This window comes from Agromyces hippuratus (assembly GCF_013410355.1).
GTDB classification, from domain to species: domain Bacteria; phylum Actinomycetota; class Actinomycetes; order Actinomycetales; family Microbacteriaceae; genus Agromyces; species Agromyces hippuratus.
Map to the genome: position 1 here is coordinate 2,102,080 of NZ_JACCFI010000001.1, position 18,792 is coordinate 2,120,871.

The 18,792-nt window shown below is 71.5% G+C and carries 16 protein-coding genes and 1 riboswitch; of the genes, 11 read left to right on the top strand and 5 right to left on the bottom strand.

Going from position 1 to position 18,792, the window contains the following annotated elements:
* The first annotated feature begins 73 nt into the window (after positions 1–73).
* Positions 74–550 carry a DUF4442 domain-containing protein gene (locus tag BJY17_RS09815; RefSeq protein ID WP_179551184.1) on the top strand — a complete coding sequence of 159 codons (477 nt, stop codon included), beginning with the start codon at positions 74–76 and terminating at the stop codon, positions 548–550.
* A gap of 150 nt (positions 551–700) precedes the next feature.
* Here BJY17_RS09815 and BJY17_RS09820 read toward each other — a convergent pair whose 3' ends face one another.
* Positions 701–1,258: a dihydrofolate reductase family protein gene (locus tag BJY17_RS09820; RefSeq protein ID WP_179551185.1), complete on the bottom strand. Its 558-nt coding sequence runs from the start codon at positions 1,256–1,258 to the stop codon at positions 701–703.
* A gap of 124 nt (positions 1,259–1,382) precedes the next feature.
* Positions 1,383–2,549, bottom strand: a complete 1,167-nt coding sequence (locus BJY17_RS09825) for an RtcB family protein (RefSeq protein ID WP_179551186.1) — start codon at positions 2,547–2,549, stop codon at positions 1,383–1,385.
* Between the two features lie 418 nt (positions 2,550–2,967).
* Between BJY17_RS09825 and BJY17_RS18525 the strand changes: the two genes are divergently transcribed.
* The 10 genes from BJY17_RS18525 to BJY17_RS09875 all read left to right on the top strand — a co-directional run bounded on the left by BJY17_RS18525 (position 2,968) and on the right by BJY17_RS09875 (position 15,599).
* Positions 2,968–4,581 carry a helix-turn-helix transcriptional regulator gene (locus BJY17_RS18525; protein WP_246303696.1) on the top strand — a complete coding sequence of 538 codons (1,614 nt, stop codon included), beginning with the start codon at positions 2,968–2,970 and terminating at the stop codon, positions 4,579–4,581.
* Positions 4,582–4,676: 95 nt separating this feature from the next.
* The gene (locus tag BJY17_RS09835) at positions 4,677–5,771 is read left to right on the top strand and encodes a flavin-containing monooxygenase (RefSeq protein WP_179551187.1); all 1,095 of its coding nucleotides are present in this window, start codon (positions 4,677–4,679) and stop codon (positions 5,769–5,771) included.
* A 49-nt stretch (positions 5,772–5,820) separates the two neighbouring features.
* Positions 5,821–6,252: a hypothetical protein gene (locus tag BJY17_RS09840; RefSeq protein WP_179551188.1), complete on the top strand. Its 432-nt coding sequence runs from the start codon at positions 5,821–5,823 to the stop codon at positions 6,250–6,252.
* Between the two features lie 236 nt (positions 6,253–6,488).
* Positions 6,489–7,889 carry a dicarboxylate/amino acid:cation symporter gene (locus BJY17_RS09845; protein ID WP_179551189.1) on the top strand — a complete coding sequence of 467 codons (1,401 nt, stop codon included), beginning with the start codon at positions 6,489–6,491 and terminating at the stop codon, positions 7,887–7,889.
* A 27-nt stretch (positions 7,890–7,916) separates the two neighbouring features.
* Positions 7,917–8,822 carry a fibronectin type III domain-containing protein gene (locus BJY17_RS09850; protein ID WP_179551190.1) on the top strand — a complete coding sequence of 302 codons (906 nt, stop codon included), beginning with the start codon at positions 7,917–7,919 and terminating at the stop codon, positions 8,820–8,822.
* Positions 8,823–8,857: 35 nt separating this feature from the next.
* Positions 8,858–10,966: a fibronectin type III domain-containing protein gene (locus tag BJY17_RS18940; RefSeq protein ID WP_218889880.1), complete on the top strand. Its 2,109-nt coding sequence runs from the start codon at positions 8,858–8,860 to the stop codon at positions 10,964–10,966.
* 123 nt (positions 10,967–11,089) lie between these two features.
* Positions 11,090–11,202: riboswitch (TPP riboswitch) on the top strand.
* Positions 11,193–12,077: a hydroxyethylthiazole kinase gene (gene thiM / locus BJY17_RS09860; RefSeq protein ID WP_218889881.1), complete on the top strand. Its 885-nt coding sequence runs from the start codon at positions 11,193–11,195 to the stop codon at positions 12,075–12,077. Its footprint overlaps the riboswitch before it by 10 nt.
* The gene (gene thiE / locus BJY17_RS09865; protein WP_179551191.1) at positions 12,074–12,736 is read left to right on the top strand and encodes a thiamine phosphate synthase; all 663 of its coding nucleotides are present in this window, start codon (positions 12,074–12,076) and stop codon (positions 12,734–12,736) included. Before thiM ends, thiE begins: the two co-directional genes overlap by 4 nt.
* Entirely contained in the window at positions 12,736–14,283 is a 1,548-nt protein-coding gene (locus BJY17_RS09870) for a bifunctional hydroxymethylpyrimidine kinase/phosphomethylpyrimidine kinase (protein WP_246303698.1), read from the top strand. The genes thiE and BJY17_RS09870 overlap by 1 nt, the downstream gene beginning before the upstream one ends.
* Positions 14,280–15,599 carry an MFS transporter gene (locus BJY17_RS09875; RefSeq protein WP_179551193.1) on the top strand — a complete coding sequence of 440 codons (1,320 nt, stop codon included), beginning with the start codon at positions 14,280–14,282 and terminating at the stop codon, positions 15,597–15,599. Before BJY17_RS09870 ends, BJY17_RS09875 begins: the two co-directional genes overlap by 4 nt.
* 99 nt (positions 15,600–15,698) lie before the next feature.
* Here BJY17_RS09875 and gap read toward each other — a convergent pair whose 3' ends face one another.
* The 3 genes from gap to BJY17_RS09890 form a co-directional block, all read right to left on the bottom strand.
* A complete protein-coding gene (gene gap, locus BJY17_RS09880; protein WP_179551194.1) occupies positions 15,699–16,697 on the bottom strand; it encodes a type I glyceraldehyde-3-phosphate dehydrogenase in 999 nt (332 codons plus the stop codon).
* A 113-nt stretch (positions 16,698–16,810) separates the two neighbouring features.
* The gene (locus BJY17_RS09885; RefSeq protein ID WP_179551195.1) at positions 16,811–17,764 is read right to left on the bottom strand and encodes a GlxA family transcriptional regulator; all 954 of its coding nucleotides are present in this window, start codon (positions 17,762–17,764) and stop codon (positions 16,811–16,813) included.
* Positions 17,765–17,809: 45 nt separating this feature from the next.
* Positions 17,810–18,724, bottom strand: a complete 915-nt coding sequence (locus tag BJY17_RS09890; protein WP_179551196.1) for a DMT family transporter — start codon at positions 18,722–18,724, stop codon at positions 17,810–17,812.
* Between the last annotated feature and the right edge of the window lie 68 nt (positions 18,725–18,792).

Sequence of the window (18,792 nt, forward strand, 5' to 3'; positions counted from 1 at the left end):
CCCGCTTGCCCTGACTTGTCGACGGCCGACAAGCGGCTCGCGCCATCCGACCGGTCACGCAAGACTCGTCGGCATGCCTGTCACACCTCGACGACTCGCCCTCGGCATGAGCCTGTGGATTCCGAACCTGTTCAGCGGCATCCGCGTGAAGCGATTCGCCCCTGACTGGACGAGTGCGACGGTCGAGCTGCACGTCAACGTGTTCACCCGCAATTACGTGAAGACCGCGTTCGGCGGATCGATGTCGGCCATGACCGACCCCTACTTCTTCATGCTCGTGATGCATCAGATCGGGCGCGACTACATCGTCTGGGACACTCGCGGCGAGATCGAGTTCGTCAAGCCCGGCCGCGGCGTGCTGACCGCGCACTTCACGGTGTCGCCCGAGCAGACGGCCGAGCTGCGCGAGCGCGCCCGCGGCGGCGCGAAGGTGCTCGAGTGGTTCGAGACCGAGATCACCGACCGCGACGGCGACGTCGTCGCGCGGGTGCGCCGCGAGGTCTACGTGCGTGAGAAGAAGCGCGTGACCGCGCCCGGTCCGACCCCGTGAACGCGCCGAAGCCCGCACTCGTACCGAAGCCCGCGAGCGCACCGGAGCTCCGGCCGGGGTCATGTGAGTTCCGCCTCACATGAGGCGGAACTCACATGACCGTTTCGGAAGGAGATGACGGATGCCGCGCCATCCGCTGATCGCGAGCGCTCAGCGCTTGACGTCGTAGACCTGCTTGACGATGCCGTTGGAGTAGGCCTCGCACTCGACCAGGTCGAGGTGCGTGTACGGGTCGCCATCCCCGAAGAGACGCTTGCCGTCACCGAGCAGCACCGGGAAGACGAGCAGGTGGTAGCGGTCGACGAGTCCGGCCGCGGCGAGGCCCTTCGCAAGGGTGGCGCTGCCGTGCACGATGATGGGGGCACCGTCGCCCTCCTTGAGCTTGGCGACCTCGTCGAGCGAGCGCAGCACGTGCGTGTTGTTCCACTCGGGATCGGTGAGGGTGCTCGAGACGACGTACTTCGGCATCGCGTTGTACTCGGCGAAGTCGTCGACCATCGTGGGCCAGACGGGCGAGAACTCGTCGTAGCTGACGCGGCCGATGAGCATCGCGCCCGCCTCGAGTTGCTCGCTGCCCTTCAGCGCGTAGGCCTCCTCGACGAAGGGGATGTCCGTGAAGGTCCAGCCGGCCCGCGGGTGCGAGCCGCCGCCGGGCGAGTCGATGACGCCGTCGAGGCTGATGAACTCGGTGACGATGAGGGTGCGCATTGTGTGATTCCTTCCGAGTCGGTATCTCCGCTCTCATTCTGGCGTCGAACGAGAACGTGCGAGATCGACATCGGGCCGCGAAACGGATGTCCCGGCTCTGGTGCGAGCCGGGACATCCGTCGGTTCAGTCGCCCTTCACGTTGACGAGCTGCCGCAGCGTATGCCGCACGGTCACGAGCGACGCGGCATCCGCCATCACCTGGTCGATCGGCTTGTACGCCTGCGGGATCTCATCGAGGAACGCGTCGGTGTCACGGAACTCGATGCCCGTCATCGCCTCACGCAGCTGCTCGTGCGTGAAGGTCTGCCGCGCCTTCGTGCGCGAGAACGTGCGCCCTGCGCCATGCGGCGAGGAGTTCAGCGACATCGGGTCACCGAGGCCCTCCACGACGTAGGACGCGGTGCCCATCGAGCCGGGGATGAGCCCGGGCCGACCGGCGTCCGCCTGGATGGCGCCCTTGCGGGACACCCAGACCCGCTTGCCGAAGTGCTCCTCGCTCTCGGTGAAGTTGTGGTGGCAGTTGATGCGCTCGAGCTCCCGCACCGGCGTACCGACCCACTCGCTCACCTGCCGGATGACGCGGTCCATCATCTCCTCGCGGTTGAGGAGCGCGAAGTGCTGCGCCCACCGGAGCTCGCGGATGTACTTCGTGAACTCGGGCGTGCCCTCGACGAGGTAGGCGAGGTCGGGGTCGGGCAGGTCGATCCACCACTGTTTCGCGAGCCGCTGAGCGACCTTGATGTGGTGCTGCGCGATCTTGTTGCCCACACCCCGGCTGCCCGAGTGCAGGAACAACCACACCTGGTCGGTCTCGTCGACCGATACCTCGATGAAGTGGTTGCCGCTGCCGAGCGAACCGAGCTGCTCGCGCCAGTTGCCCGCGTAGGACGCCGGGTCGAAGCCCTTCGCCTCGGCGAGCGCCTCGAGCTCGGCGATGCGCGGGGCCGCCGTGGCGACGACCTTACGGTTGTGCTTGCCGGCCGAGAGCGGGATGGCGCGCTCGATCTGCTCGCGTACCGGCCGCCGGTCGGCCGGCAGCTCCGCCCCGGTGAACTGCGTCTTGACCGCGATCATGCCGCAGCCGATGTCGACGCCGACGGCCGCCGGGATGATCGCCCCGAGCGTCGGGATGACCGAGCCGACCGTGGCGCCGAGCCCGAGGTGCGCATCGGGCATGAGCGCGAGGTGCGGGTAGATGAACGGCATCGTCGACGAGGTGCGGGCCTGGTCGACGGTCTTCTCGTCGATCAGGCTCGCCCACGAGACGAGCCGCTTCGTGATGGTCTCCATGTTCCTTTCCTGTCTTGCGTGTGCGTTGCGTTGATCCGGGGGCCCGAGGCTCCCCGTCGCGCGCAGACAGAGAAACACCCCGGGCCTCGATCGGCACGGGGTGACGAGAATCGCGGGCGGATGCCGCGTCGGCGTCAGAGTGCCGGGTCGAGAACCTGGTCGAGTTCGCGATTGAGCAGGTAGCGCTCATCGGCGATCTCGATGAGGGAGGGCTTGCTCGTGCGCTGCAGAGACACGTTCATGACCTTCCTTCCAGGTTCCGGGGATGCTGCGCCGAGTGCGCAGCTTTCGAACACTAGTGGCGCGGATGCCGCGAGGTCAATGCCTCGGCGCGCGATACCGGCCTGTACGGTGCTCGCACCACCCGCCGACGACCGGCACCTTGTGAGCCCCACCCCGGCGGGCACATACTGACGCCATGGCTCCGGCCGACGCGATGCAGGTCATCGACTGGGTCGTGCGCTACGACGAGCTCGCGGCCCGGCGCGACGCGCTCACCGCCGGTGAGCTCGACGCCATGGGCCTCGCAGCGTGGTTCCTCGGCCGTGAGGCCGAATGCGAGCGAGCGTGGGATGACGCGCACCTCGCCTACCTCGACGCCGGCGACACGGATGCCGCGATCCGCTGTGTGTTCTGGCTCGGCTTCACCCTGGCCGACCATGGCGAGGCCGTACGGGCGGGCGCGTGGATGTCCCGGCTGTTCGAGCTGACCGACACGGTGGACCCGACGCCGGGCACCGCCGCGACGGCGGCGCTCTGCCGGGCGGTCGGGGCATTCGCGAACGGCCAGGTCGAGGCATCCGTCGACCTCGGCGAGCGCGCGGTCGACCTCGCCCGACTCGCCCGAGACGTCGATACCGAGGTGCTGGCGACCATGGGCCTCGGGCGCGCGCTCGTGTACGCCGGCCGCATCGGCGAGGGCTTCGCGTGCATGGACCGCGTCATGCTCGCGATCTCTTCCGGTCGGGTGAGCGACCGGGTCGCGGGCCCCGCCTACTGCGCCGTCATCGCGAGCTGTCTCGATCGGTGGGACGTCGATCGCGCTCGCGTGTGGACCCGCGATCTCAGCGACTGGTGCGACGCGCAGCGCGGGCTCGAGCCGTTCCGCGGCGAGTGCTCCGTGCACCGCGCGGGCGTGCAGCGCCTGCTCGGCGAATGGCCGGAGGCGGTGCTCACCCTCGAAGCCGTCTGCGATCGCGAACGCCGTGTCGAAACGCTCGAAGACGCCTACTACGGGCTCGGCGAGCTCTGCCGGCTCGTCGGCCGCCGACGCGACGCCGAGGCCGCGTACCGGCATGCCGCCGAGCTCGGGCGAGAGGTGCAGCCCGGGTTCGCGCTGCTCGCACGCGACTCCCGACGATTCGCCGCGGCCCGCAGCGGTGTCGCCCGCGCGCTCGAGACGAACCCGGCTCCGGGAGCCCGCGCCGAACTGCTCGCCGCGCAGGTCGAGCTCGAAGTCGAGCACGGCGACCGGAACGTCGCCGTGCGGGCCGCGACCGCGCTCCGTGCCATGGCCGACCAGCTCGGCACCGTCTTCCTCGAGGCGCAGGCCGACCGTGCCGAAGCCCGACTCCTGATCGGCACGGATGCCCCTCAGCAGGCGCTGCCACTGCTGCGCCGGTCGTGGGCGGTCTGGCGCCGACTCGAAGCCCCCTATGAGGCCGCCGTCACCCGAGTGCTCATGGCCCGCGCGAACCGCGCCTTCGGCGACGAGGAGGCGGCGCAGCTCGAGTTCGACGCCGCACGCACGGTGCTCTCCGGCCTCGGCGCCGTCGCCGACCTCGACCGGCTCGAACGTCTCGCCGCCGAGAGCGGGGGTGCCGCGGCATCCGCGGGCCTGACCAAGCGCGAGCTCGAAGTGCTGCGCCTCGTCGCGAGCGGCCGCTCGAACCGGCAGATCGCGGCCGAGCTGTTCCTCAGCGAACGCACCGTGGCCCGACACGTCAGCAACATCCTCGGCAAGCTCGGGCTCGGCAGCCGGTCCGCCGCCACGGCGTTCGCATTCGAGCACGGGTTGAACACGCCGCGCTGAGCGTCCGTCCGTGTCGGGTACGCCCCGGCAATTGGTCATTTCTGCCGACGCGGCCGCCCTGCGGCATCCGTAGCGTCGCGTGCAAAGGAGACCTCATGTCCACCATCACCGAGACCGCCGTGATCGGCGCAGGCGCCGCAGGTCTGATCGTCGGCATGCGCCTCGCACAGCACGGCGAGCGCTTCGAACTGTTCGACGAGCACGCGCGCGTCGGCGACTCCTGGCGCGAGCGCTACCGTTCACTGCGCCTGTTCACCCCTCGTCCGTTCCTGAGCCTGCCCGGCCTGTGCATCGATGAGGGCCGCTTCGCTTACCCCACCGGCGTGCAGATGGGCGACTACCTCGAGCGATACGCGCGGCACTTCGCACTCCCCGTGCGCAGCTCGACGAGGATCGTGTCGCTGACCCGACCTCGCGACAGCCGCTTCCGCCTCGAACTCGAGAACGGCGACGTGGTGACCGCCGAACGAGTCGTCGTCACGACCGGCGCGCACCGCATCGCCGTCGTGCCGCCGTTCGCGAGCGAGCTCGATCCATCGATCCGTCAGCTCCACTCGCTCGACTACCGCGGGCCCGAGCAGTTCGCCGCCGGCCCCGTGCTCGTCGTCGGCGCGGCCAACTCGGGCACCGACATCGCACTCGAGGCCGCTCGCAGCAGCCACGGTGTCACGCTCGCCGGCCGGCATCCGGGGCATGTGCCGGTCGACATCGACACCCCGATCGGCAACCTCCTGGCCGGTGTCTTCATCTCCCGCCTGCGCCGGATGACCATCGACAGCCCGAAGGGGCGTGCGATGCGGAAGGCGGTGCTGACCCACGGGGTGATGCTCGTGCGCAACAAGCCGGCAGCCCTCGACCGGGCAGGCGTCGTGCAGCTCGGCCGCATCGCGCGCGTCGAGGCCGGCCGCCCGGTCACCGCCGACGGCCGCGTCGTCGAGGCGACGACCGTCGTCTGGTGCACGGGCTCGCGCCCCGACCTCGGCTGGATCGACATCGACGGCGTCGTCGGCCCCGACGGCCGCCCCGTCGAAGAGCGCGGCCTGGCGAGCGGATGCCCCGGCCTCGCGTTCGTCGGCATGCCGTTCCAGTACTCCGTGGCCTCCGAGACCCTGATGGGCATGGATCGCGACGCCGAGTACGTCGTCGATGCGCTCAGCCGCGCGCCGCGCGCCGCCGTCGCGAACGCCTGACGGAGGCGCCCTCAGGCGGATGCCGCGGCATCCGCTCTACGATCGCAGCATGAGCGATGCGCGCGAGCCGGATGGATCCGAGGAATCGGACCGGCCCGACGGACCATGGTGGACGGGCGAGGACGAGGTCGGCGGCATCGGGTTCGCACGGTTCTTCGCGTACACGGGGCTGCTCATGTCGATCGCCTCGCTCGTGATCGCACTCGTGGCGCCGCTCGAGGGCGACGCACTCCGAACGGTCTGGATCACGGGCTTCGCCGCGACCTCGATGTGGATCGCGTTCATGGCGGCGCCGCGCTATCGCCGCGAGGGCATGCGGGTCTCCCCCGCGGTACCGATCACGATGGCGCTCGGTGTGCTGACGATCGCGATCATGGTCTACGCCTTCGCCGCGATCGCACTCGCGTCGGCCGGTGTCGAGCTTCCCGCTCCGGCGCACTGGTTCGGCGAGCCGACCGGGCCGAGCGGCGTGAACGTCTGATCCCTCGTCCGGCCGACGATGACGCGGAGCGTCATACGGGCGCCGTGGGCGCTCGTCATCTGACGTCGCCAGGCGCCACCGAACGACATCGAACGACGCCGAAACGGCACCTCCAGCGACGTATGCCGTCATAGGCATTCACAGTGCGACACGGGTCGTACCGAGGCATCCGGCGATCAATACGGTCGTGCCCATGCACCGAATCCGCACCTCGTCCGCGTCGCTCGGAGCCCGCCGTGGCTGACCTCGACTGGCTCTCGATCGCCGCCCTCGCCCTCATCGCCGTGCTCTTCGTCGGCCTCTTCCTGCTCCGCCGCGCGGGCGCGAAGTTCACCCTGCTCACGGTCATCGCCCTCGTCGTCGGCATCGGCGTCGGCCTCCTGTTCCAGGGGCACCTCGACTACGTCGACGTCATCGGCACGATCTACGTGAACGTCATCACCGCGGTCGTGGCACCGCTCATCATCGTCTCGGTGCTCTCGAGCGTCACCTCGCTCGGCAGCCTCGCGAAGCTGCGCACGATCGGCCTGAGCTCGGTCTTCTGGCTGCTCCTCACGAACCTCATCGCGATCCTGCTGACCCTCGGGCTGGCGCTCGCGACGGGCATCGGCAAGGGAGCGAACCTCGAACTCGCCGGTGTCGACGGGTCGGCCCTGACCGGCCTGCTCGCCCCGCTCGACGAGGTCATCGTCGGACTCTTCCCGCACAACGTCGTCGGCGACATCTCGTCGAACAACATCATCGCGATCATCCTCTTCACGCTGCTGATCGCCGTCTCGTACCTGATCGTGGCCGACAAGAACGCCGAGAAGGTGCGGCCGTTCAAGGAGTTCGTGGATGCCACGCGGCGGGTGCTCTTCAAGGCCGTCGGGTTCATCATCGCCCTGACCCCGTATGCGGTGCTCGCCCTCGTCGCGGTCACGACCTCGACAGCCGTGGCGCGCATCGAGACCGCGCTCGCACTCGTCGGCGTGCTCGTCATCGCGCTGGTCGCCTGCTTCGTGGATGCGTACTTCGTCAACGGCGTGCTGCTGCGGGTCTTCGCCGACCTGAACCCGCTGCGGTTCTTCCGCCAGCTGACGCCGGCGCAGTACACGGCGTTCACGACGCAGTCGAGCATCGGCACCCTGCCGCTCACGATCTCGACGCTCACCCGCAAGATCGGCGTCTCCGACGAGGTGGCCGGCTTCACCGCACCGATCGGCACGACGATCGGCATGCCCGGATGCGCCGGCATCTGGCCCACGCTCGTCGCCGTCTTCACGGTGAACGCCCTCGGCATCGAGTACACGCCGCTCGACTACGTCGTGCTCGTGGTGCTCGGCCTCCTCGTCTCGCTCGGTACCGCCGGAGTGCCCGGAACGGCGATCGTGACGGCGACGGCAGTGCTCACCGCCGTGGGCCTGCCCGTCGAGGTGCTCGTGCTGCTCATTCCGATCAGCGCGATCGCCGGCACCGCGAGCACCATGGCCAACGTCACTGCCGCCGCCACGAGCGCCGCGATCGTCGCCCGCCGTGCCGGCGCGCTCGACGACGAGATCTTCGCCGGCCGGGCCGTGCACCACGACGATCTCGACGACGACCGCGTCGCCGACGCGCCCGACGCCGAACCGACCGAACTCGCCGCCCGCCGCTGACCGGCCGACCCCGAAGGAAGAAACGCCATGCCCTCTCGCACCACCCACCGCGCTCGCGGCCTCCGCGGCTTCGCGGCGACCCTCGTGCTCGCGATCACCGTGCCCACGCTCGTGCTCATCAGCAGCAGCTCGGCGTCGGCCGCAGGCGACGTCTGCGACCTCTGCTCGATCAACTTCGACCTCGGCGCCTGCGAGGACGCCGGCGGGTACCCGTACGACAGCACGCAGGAGGACCCGCCGCCCGCGATCGGCGGCGGCAGCGCTCCCGCCCCTGCCCCTGCGCCGGCGCCCGCGCCGGCACCGGCTCCCGCCCCGGCACCGAAGACCGGCACCACCACGGGCACGTCCGGCGGCACCACTGGATCCTCCGGCGACAGCTCCTCCGACGACTCCGGTGACAGCACGGATGCGTCGCAGTCCGCTGCCGGCGCGGCAGCGCCCAAAGCCGTCGCCGCGACCGCACCGCTCGCCCCGACCGCGCCGCGCCTGACCGTCAAGGGCAGCTCCCTCACCGTGACCTGGGCGGCGCCGACCGACGGCGGGTCCCCGGTGACCGGCTACAGGCTCTCGCTCAACACGGGCACCGCGATCCCGCTCGCGGCGACCGCGACGTCGCACACGTTCGACGTGCTCGGCGCGGGCACCTACACGGCGACCCTGGTCGCCGTGAACGCGGTCGGCGAGTCCCCCGTGTCGGGCGTGTCGAAGTCGGTGACCATCACCGCGTCGACCGCGAAGCCCACCGCGCAGGCCGTCGAGACCAGCGCCGCTGCGAACGCCGGAGCACCCGAGTGGCTCGCCGGCGCCGGCATCCTCGTCGCCCTCGTGGCCGTCGGCGCACTCGCGCTGCTCGGCCAGCGGCTGATCGCCCGCCGCCGCGCAACCGCGGCGACCCGCGGCGAGGAGCCCGACGAGACATCCGTGCCCGAATGACCGGCCCGGCCCACCCCCCAGAGAAAGGAAGCACCGTGCCCGACCACCAGCGCCCCACCCCGAGGCGGGCGGCGATGCTGACCGCACTCGCCATCGCCGGCACCGTCGTGCTCGGCGGTGTCGCGGCGGCCCCGGCCACCGCAGCCCCCGCGAGTCCGACCGACACCGTCGACTGGTTCGACGACGCCTACGAAGGCCTCGGCCCCGACAGCGTCTTCGAGACCGTCACGTTCGAACGGTTCGAGTACCTGCTCGGCCAGGAGGGCCGGTTCGCGTTCCTCATCGGCGGCCCCGAAGACGCGCAGACGGCGGCGACCGTCGGCGCGATCAACGACGTCGCGAAGGCGGCCGGCGTCGAGCGCATCTACAACTTCGACCCGCGCCTCGATGGCGACCGCCTCGACATCCGCACGACGACGAACGCCGACGTCGCGCCGCTCTGGGCGCGGCTCGTGGGCAACGCCCTCGGCAAGGACACGCAGACGCCCTTCGACGGCACCGACGACCCGACGCTCTTCGTCTACGACTCGGCGCACCTCGCGGGCGGGGCGGAAGACCGCATCGTCTCGGCGATCACCACCCCGGTGACCGCCGGGCAACTCGCCGAACCGGCCGCGCTCACCGCCTACAAGGCGCAGGTCGCCGCCGTGCTCGGCACGGCAGCCGACCTCGACACGAGCGACCAGTTCACCTTCACCGAACAGGTCGTGAACGCCAAGCACGCCTCGGCCTACGGCGGCCGCGACGTCTACGGCGGCGCGACGGTGCTCGACGACGGCGACGCCGACTGGCGCGTGCAGACGGTCACCTACCCCGAGCTCGTGAACCTGCTCGAGAGCGACGGCGACTACGTGCTGCTCTTCGGCGGCACGTGGTGCCACAACACCCGCGCCGTGCTCAAGGAGGTCAACCGGCAGGCCGTGGCGAACGACGTCGCCAAGGTCTACTTCTTCGACCTGCGCCTCGACGGCAGCTCGGGCAACGACCTGCACATCCGCGACAGCGGTTCGGAGTTCGCGGACTTCTACGGCGACCTCGTCGCGAAGTACCTGCCGAACCTCGTGACGCAGTACGTGCCGACGGCGAGCGCGGGTCAGCGCGTGGACTACTACCCCGGCGGCGACACGTCCCATGCACTCGCCACGGCGAAGAAGCTGCAGGTGCCGTACCTGCTCGAGTACGACCGTTCGCGCACCGTCGGCGGCAAGGCCGCGCCGATCGCCCAGCAGTGGATCCACTCCAACGCCGACGGCACGTACAAGGAGTACATGACCGAGTGGTGGTTCGTGAATGACCTGCCGGGCCAGTACGCCGCCAACCCCAACCCGACCGCGCTCGCCACGCAGCTCGCGTTCGCCGATGAGGCGATCGCCGCGCTCGGCACCTTCTTCGACGCCCTGCCGTACGATCCCGAGGTCGTCGCCACCGCACCGGCGACCCCCGAGGCGCCCGCCGCAACGGTCGCCGGTGCCGACGTGACCGTCTCGTGGGCGGCACCCGCCGACGGCGGCTCGCCCATCACGGAGTACCTCGTCGCGCTGAACGGCGGAGCCCCGGTCTCGGTGCCCGCCGGCACGACGACGCGCACCTTCACCGGGCTCGCTGCCGGCGAGTACACGGCGACCGTCGCCGCGAAGAACACGGTCGGCACGTCCGCGGCATCCTCCGCCTCGGCCGCCGTGACCGTGGTGGCGGCGCCCGCCGTCGACCCGACGACCGTGCAGGGCTCGGTCGCGGTGACGGGCGACCTCGTGCCCGGCGGCCGCATCACGGTCGTCGGCAGCGATCTCGCTCCCGGAGTCGACGGCTTCGCGGTCGAGCTCCACTCCACACCGCAGACGCTCGGCTCGGCCACGACGAACGCCGACGGCGGGTTCACCTTCACGGGAACCATCCCTGCCTCGACGACCGCGGGTGCGCACTCGATCGTCGTCACGATCGACGGCGTCGAGGTCGCGACCGCGTCGATCACGGTCGCCGCGGCCGGCTCCGGCGCGGATGAGGCGAGCGTCGAAAGCGCCGGCCTCGCTTCGACCGGTACGGCATTCGTCGACGTGCTCGGATGGCTCGCGCTCGCGCTGATCGCAGTCGGCGGGGCCGTGTACGCCGTCGTGCGGGTGCGTTCGCGGCACACCATCGGCTAGATCGACCCGAACGGAACGGGGGCGGTGCCACGCGGCATCCGCCCCCGTTCTCGTTGCGAAACGGCCCGAGTCGCACCGAGGCAGCGCGACCGAACCGCTCCGGAGCGACCCACTAGGCTCGACCGCAGTGACACGGGGTGCCGTGCGCCGCTTCACCCGAAGCGGGCATGGCTGAGAACACACCCGTCGAACCTGATCTAGTTCGAACTAGCGAAGGGATGTCGCGTTGAGCGATCGTCTGTCCATCGACCCTGCCCACTCGAGCGCACAACTGCTCGACCGACTCCGCGACCGCGCGCCACTCGTGCAGTGCATCACGAACACCGTGGTCTCGGGCTTCACCGCGAACGCGCTGCTCGCGATCGGCGCCGCCCCTGCCATGGTCGACATCGTCGGCGAGTCGGCCGCCTTCGCGCGAATCGCGAGCGGCCTCCTCGTGAACCTCGGCACGCCGTCGCCCGAGCAGCGCGCTGCCGCCCGCGAGGCCGTCGGCGCCGCCCATGAAGCGGGCACGCCATGGGTGCTCGACCCGGTCGCCATCGGCTCCCTGCCCATCCGCACGGCGCTCGCGCATGAACTCGTCGCGCTGCGGCCGGCCGTCATCCGCGGCAATGCGAGCGAGATCCTCGCCCTCGCCGGCGTCGGGGCGGGCGGCCGCGGCGTCGATGCCGCCGACTCGACCGAGGCCGCCGTCGAAGCCGCAGGGCTGCTCGCCGCCCGGTTCGGCTCGGTCGTCGCCGTGTCGGGCCCGGTCGACCTCATCACCGACGGGCGCAGCACGGTGCGCATCTCGAACGGCGACGCCCTGCTCACTCGTGTCACGGGCGGCGGGTGCGCCCTCGGGGCGGTGACGGCCGCGTTCGTCGCGATCGCCGACGACGCCTTCGCCGGCGCGGTCGCCGCCACGCTCGTCTACACGGTGGCCGCGGAGCTCGCCGCGGCCGGCGCCGAGGGTCCCGGCACGTTCGCGCCGAGGTTCCTCGATGCGCTGGCGGCGGTCGGTCCGGCAGACGTGCAGGAGCGCGCACATGTCTCGGGCGCGCTCGGCGACGTTGCAGGGGCGTCGTCCGCCACCGCGGCATTCGCCGTCGCCGCAGGAGCCGACGCGTGAGCGCCCGCACCACCCTCGACCTCTCGACCTACCTCGTCACCGATGCCGCGCTCTGCGGCGCGCGCGGTGTCGTCTCCGTCGTGGCCGAGGCCGTCGCGGGCGGCGTGCGCGTGGTGCAGGTGCGCGACAAGGGCGCCGAGGCATCCGCTCTGCTCGCCCAGCTCGAGGCGCTCGCGGAGGTTATCGACGGGAGGGCGATGCTGCTCGTGAACGACCGGCTCGACCTCGCGATCGCGGCACGGGCGAGCGGCCTGCCCGTCGACGGCGTGCACCTCGGCCAGGGCGACGCCGCCGCGGCCATCGCCCGCGACCGGCTCGGCGCCGACGCCGTGGTCGGCCTCACCGCGAACGCGCCCGCCCACCTCGAGGCTGTGCGCCGGATGCCGCGTGGCACGGTCGACTACCTCGGCGTCGGCGTGATCCGGCCGACGTCGACGAAGCCCGACCATCCGCCGGCCATCGGCGTCGACGGCTTCGCCCGCTTCGCCGCGGAGGCGGAGCTGCCGTGCGTCGCGATCGGCGGCATCACACGGCACGACATCGCGCCGCTCCGCGAGGCGGGCGCCGCAGGTGTCGCACTCGTCTCGGCGATCTGCGCGGCCGACGACCCGCGGGCAGCCGCACGTGATCTCGCGAACCGATGGGAGGCGGCGCGATGATGGCACGAGTGCTGAGCATCGCCGGCAGCGACCCCTCGGGGGGCGCCGGCATCCAGGCCGACCTGAAGTCGATCTCGGCGGTCGGCGGCTACGGCATGGCCGTGATCACCGCCCTCACCGCGCAGAACACGCGCGGGGTGCGCGACGTGCACGTGCCGCCGGCGAGCTTCCTCGCGGCGCAGCTCGAGGCGATCTCCGACGACATCACGGTCGATGCCGTGAAGCTCGGCATGCTCGCGAACGCCGAGGTCATCCGCACGGTCGCCGGCTGGCTCGCACGCACCCGCCCTCCGGTCGTCGTGCTCGACCCGGTCATGGTCGCCACGAGCGGCGACCGCCTGCTCGACGCCGACGCCGAATCGGCGATGCGCGAGCTGCTGCCGCTCGCCGACCTCGTCACCCCGAACCTGAGCGAACTCGCGGTGCTCGCGGCATCCGCGGACTCCGGCGAGGCGCCTCCAGTCGTGGCGGCGACGTGGGCCGAGGCGATCGCGCAGGCCGAGACCGTCTCGGCGCGGTACGGGGTGCGGGTCCTCGCGAAGGGCGGCCACCTCGCCGGCGACCTCGCCCCCGATGCCCTGGTCGACGCCGGCACCGCGACGATCATCGACTTCGGCGGCGAACGCATCGCCACGACGGCGACGCACGGCACCGGCTGCTCGCTCTCGTCGGCGATCGCGACCCTCGTCGCAGAGCATGGAGACTGGCCGGCTGCGATCGCCGAGGCTCGACGCTGGTTGCGCGAGTCGCTGCGCCACGGCGAGGCGCTCGGGGTCGGCGGCGGACACGGCCCCATCAATCACTTCGCCGGTCTCTGGGCGCGTGGCGGCATCCGCACCGCGCCGATGCCGACCGAGATCGAGGCCGAGTGGTGGGCCGACATCGCCCAGGTGCGGCGGGAGATCGACGAGCTGCCGTTCATCCGCGGCCTCGCCGACGGTTCCCTCGCACGCGAGCCCTTCCTCGGCTACCTCACGCAGGACGCCCACTACCTGCGCGACTACGCACGGGTGCTCGCCGAGGCCTCGCGCCTCGCACCGGATGCCGCGGGGCAGGCCTTCTGGGCGAACTCCGCCCACGGCTCGATCATCGGCGAGCTCGAACTCCACACCGGCTGGCTCGGCCCAGAGGCCGGCACCGCGGCATCCGCACCGCCCGATGCGACGACGACCGCGTACCTCGACCACCTGCTCGCGACCGCGCAGCGCGGCGATCACGCCGTGCTCATCGCGGCGCTGCTGCCGTGCTTCTGGATCTACACCGATCTCGGCGAGCGCCTCGCCGCGGGCGAGTTCGGCGAGGCCGCACTCGATCCGGCGCACCCGTACGCGTCGTGGCTCGCGACCTACGCCGACCCCGGGTTCGCCGTCGCGACACGCGAGGCGATCGGCTTCGTGACGCGAGCGGCCGCGGGCGCGTCGCCCGAGCATCGCGAGCGGATGCATCGGGCGTTCGTCGCCTCGTCGCGGCACGAGCTGGCGTTCTTCGCGGCGCCGCTCGCGGCGCCGGCAGCGGCAGCGACGACGGCCGGGGCGGTGACCGCGTGAGCGGCGGGGCGACGGCACTCGAGACCGCGCCCGCTGAAGGCGTTCCCTCCGGCGCAGCCCGGAGCCGCCGCGCCGTCACCGCGGCGGCCTTCGGCACCGTGCTCGAGTGGTACGACTTCTTCCTCTACGGCACGGCCGCGGCGCTCGTCTTCCCGACGCTGTTCTTCCCCGCCGACGATCCGCTCACGAGCCTGCTGCTCTCGTTCGCCGTGTTCGCGACGGGCTTCGTCGCGCGCCCGCTCGGCGGCCTCGTGTCGGGGTACCTCGGCGACCGCTTCGGCAGGCGGCGCGTGCTCGTGGCGACGCTGCTGACGATGGGCGTCGCCACCGCGCTCATCGGCCTGCTGCCGACGCACGCGCAGGTCGGGGCGCTCGCGCCCGTGCTGCTCGTCGTGCTGCGGCTCGTGCAGGGGCTCGCGACGGGCGGGGAGTGGAGCGGCGCCGTGCTGCTCGCCCTCGAGCAGTCGCCCCTGCGGCGCGGGTTCCGCGGGGCGTTCATCTCGAGCGCGGTGTATGTCGGGCTCATCCTCGGCAACCTCGCGTTCGTGGTGCTCGTCGCCGTGCTCGACGAGCAGGCGCTCTACGACTGGGGCTGGCGGGTGCCGTTCATCGCGAGCCTCGTGCTCGTCGTGATCGGCTGGCGGCTGCGCCGCCGGGTCGACGAATCGCCCGAGTTCGTCGCGATGCTCGAAGCCCGCCGGGAGGCGCGTCGGCCCATCGCCGAGGTGCTGCGCCGACCCCGGGGCGTCCTCGCCGTGTTCCTCGTGCGCGTCGGAGTCAACACGACCTTCTACGTCGTCTCGGTGTTCTGCCTGAGCTACGCATCGACGGTCGTCGGCATGCCCCGAGAGGTCACCCTCACCGCACTGCTCGTCGGGGCCGCGGTCGCCGCGGTGCTGTGCCCGTTCTGGGGTGCGCTCGGCGACCGCATCGGGCCGCGCCGCCTCGTGGTGTGGAGCCTCGTCGCCTTCGCCCTGCTGGCCGCGCCGCTCTTCCTCGTGCTCGACACGGGGTCGGCGGCACTCGTCATCGGTGTCGTGGTCGCCGCGATCGGCATCGTGAACTCGGCCTCCGACGGCGTGCAGCCCGCCTACTTCACCGCGATGTTCCACACGCGCGTGCGGTACTCGGGCATCTCGATCGGCCGCGAGGCGGGAGCGATCGTCGGCGGCGGGCTCGCCCCGCTCGCGGCGACCGCGCTGCTCGCCCAAGCCGGGCACTGGTGGCCGATCGCCGTCATGATGGCCGTCGCGGCGATCGTCGGACTCGTCGGCACGGCGATCGCGCCGCGCGAGACGGGCCGTCGCCCGGGGTGACCCCGCTCCCGCCCGCGCTCGATGCTCGCGTGTCGAGCGCAGACACGAACGGGCCCACCTCCATCGGAGGCGGGCCCGTTCGGTCTGCTGCGGCGGGTTCTACGCGCCGAGCAGCGTCAGCGAGTCGATGACGCGGTTCGAGAAGCCCCACTCGTTGTCGTACCAGGCGACGACCTTGATGTGGCGGCCGTCGACGCGGGTGAGGTCGGCGTCGAAGATCGACGAGTGCGGGTTGCCGACGATGTCGGTCGAGACGAGCGCCTCGTCGGAGTACTCGAGCACGCCCTTGAGCGGGCCGTCGGCTGCGGCCTTGTAGGCGGCGAGCACCTCGTCGAGGGTGACGTCCTTCGAGACGGTCGTGTTGAGCTCGACGATCGAGCCGACCGGCACGGGCACGCGCATCGAGTCGCCGTTGAGCTTGCCGTCGAGCTTCGGCAGCACGAGGCCGATGGCCTTCGCGGCACCGGTCGACGAGGGCACGATGTTGACGGCCGCGGCGCGGGCGCGACGCGCGTCCGAGTGGGGCGCGTCCTGCAGGTTCTGGTCCTGCGTGTAGGCGTGGATCGTCGTCATGAAGCCGTGCTCGATGCCGGCGAGGTCGTCGAGCACCTTCGCGAGCGGGGCGAGCGCGTTCGTGGTGCACGAGGCGTTCGAGACGATGACGTGCGCGTCGGCGTCGTAGGCCTCGGTGTTCACGCCGTAGGCGAGCGTGACGTCGGCACCCTTCGAGGGAGCCGAGACGAGCACCTTCTTTGCGCCCGCCGTGAGGTGCGCCTTCGCCGCCTCGGCGTCGGTGAAGCGGCCGGTCGACTCGAGCACGACGTCGACGTTGAGCTCGCCCCAGGGCAGCTTCGCGGGGTCGCGCTCGGCGAGCACCTTGACGCGACGGCCGTCGATGACGAGCACATCGCCGTCGACCTCGACGGAGGAGCCGAAGCGGCCCGCGGTGCTGTCGTACTTCAGCAGGCGGGCGAGGCCGGCGGGGTCGGTGAGGTCGTTGACGGCGACGAGTTCGAGGTCGGCGCCGCGCTCGACGAGTGCGCGCACGACGTTGCGGCCGATGCGGCCGAAGCCGTTGATGGCGATGCGGGTGGTCATGGCAGAGGGGTTCCTTTCGATCCGTACCCCTCAACCCTCGCCGTGTCGGCCATCGCGCGGGAGTGGCGTGCAGGTCAGTATCCGCAAGGATCTCGCCACATCTTCTCCTCCGCTCACTCCCCCGCCGCGAAGGTGTGCCGGTAGTCGCTCGGCGACACCCCGAGGATGCGCTGGAAGTGCAGCCGCAGGTTCGCCCCGGTGCCGAGGCCGGCGCGGGCGGCGATCTGCTCGACCCCGAGGTCGCTGCGCTCGAGCAGTTCGCGGGCCATGTCGACCCTCGCCCGCAGCACCCATTGCATCGGCGTGTAGCCGGTGTCCTCCACGAAGCGGCGCGAGAAGGTTCGCGGCGAGACGTTGGCGTTGCGCGCGAGCGCGTCGAGCGTGAGGGGCTCGTCGAGCTGTCGCAACGCCCACTCACGCGTCGCCGCGAACACCGGCCCGAGGTCGGGCGGCAGGCTCCGCGGCACGTACTGCGCCTGTCCGCCGCTGCGGTACGGAGCAGCCACGAGTCTTCGGGCGGCATGGTTGGCGACGGCCACGCCGTGATCGCGGCGCACGAGATGCAGGCAGAGGTCGATGCCCGATGCCGCCCCGGCCGACGTCAGCACCGCGCCCTCGTCGACGAACAGCACGTTCGTGTCGACCCTGACGAGCGGATGCCTCGCGGCGAGTGCCCGCGTGTAGTGCCAGTGCGTCGTGGCCCGGCGACCGTCGAGCAGGCCTGTCGCCGCGAGCGCGAACGCCCCCGTCGAGATCGCGGCGAGGCGCGCCCCGCGAGCGTGCGCGGCCCGCAGCGCATCGACGACCGCCGCCGGCGGCTCGTCGAGATCGGGGTGCCGGTACCCCGGAATGAACACGGTCTCCGCCCACTCGAGCGCATCGAGCCCGTCGGCCACGTGGTACGAGAGGCCGTCGCCGCCCGTGACGAGTCCGGGTGCCGCACCGCAGACCCGCACCTCGTAGGGCATGCTCGCGCGCGTCGAGAACACCTGGGCGGGAATGCCGACGTCGAGCGGCTTCGCCCCCGGCAGCACGAGCACGGCGACGCGATGGTTGCGACGGGTCATCCGGCCAGACTGCCATGTGCCGAAAGGATTCGGCCACCCGCCGACTCAGGCGAGGCGCTGCTCCGCCGAGGCCGCCTCCGGCCCCTCGGCCGCCACCGGCGCCCGTCGCCGACGCGTCACGAGGTACGAGCCGGCGAGCACGAGGGCGAACCCGACCACCGTCCACACCGTGACCCGCTCGCCGAGCACGAGCACACCGGCGAGGATCGCGACCGCGGGGTTGACGTAGGTGATCGCAGTCGCCTTCACCGGACCGATCTCCGCGACCAGACCCACCATCAACAGGAACGCGAGCGCGCTGCAGACCACGGCGAGCACGACGATCGACACGATGACCGCCTGCGAGGGCCACGCCGTCGGCCAGCCGCCCGTGAGGAGCACGAACGGCACGTAGACCACGGCCGTGGCCGCGAGCGAGACGGCGACCACGCCGACGCCCGGCAGGTCGGACATCCACCGCGCGAGGATCGCCGGACCGAGCGCGTAGCCCACCACGACGACGGCCATCTGCGCGACGGCGATGAGGTCGGAGCCGGCGATGTCGAGGCCCACGAGCGCCGCGACGCCGAGCATGCCGAGTGCGAGACCGAGCCAGTTCAGGCGCGACAGCCGCTCGGGGCGGCCCATCGCGAACGCGATCGCCACGCCGGCGAGCGGCACGGTGGCGAGCAGCAGCCCCGCGGTCGAGCTGGGCAACCGCTGCTCCGCCGAGCTCAGGAAGTACCACGGCAGGATGATCTCGACGATCGTGTAGGCGAGCATCGGCTTCCACCGGCGCACCACGGGCGCCACCTCGCGGCGGAAGAACGCCAGTGGCAGCAGCAGGATCGCCGCGAGCCCGGCACGCCCCAGCACCACCATCGCGGGGTCCAGTTCGCTCACCGCCACCTTGATGAACAGGTACGGGATGCCCCAGGCGATGCCGAGCGCGGCGAACAGGATCAGCCCTCGACGAGTCACCGGCTCATTCTGATGCGCCATCCGTCGAGCCGCGACGGATCCGCTGCCGAATCACCACGACATCCCGC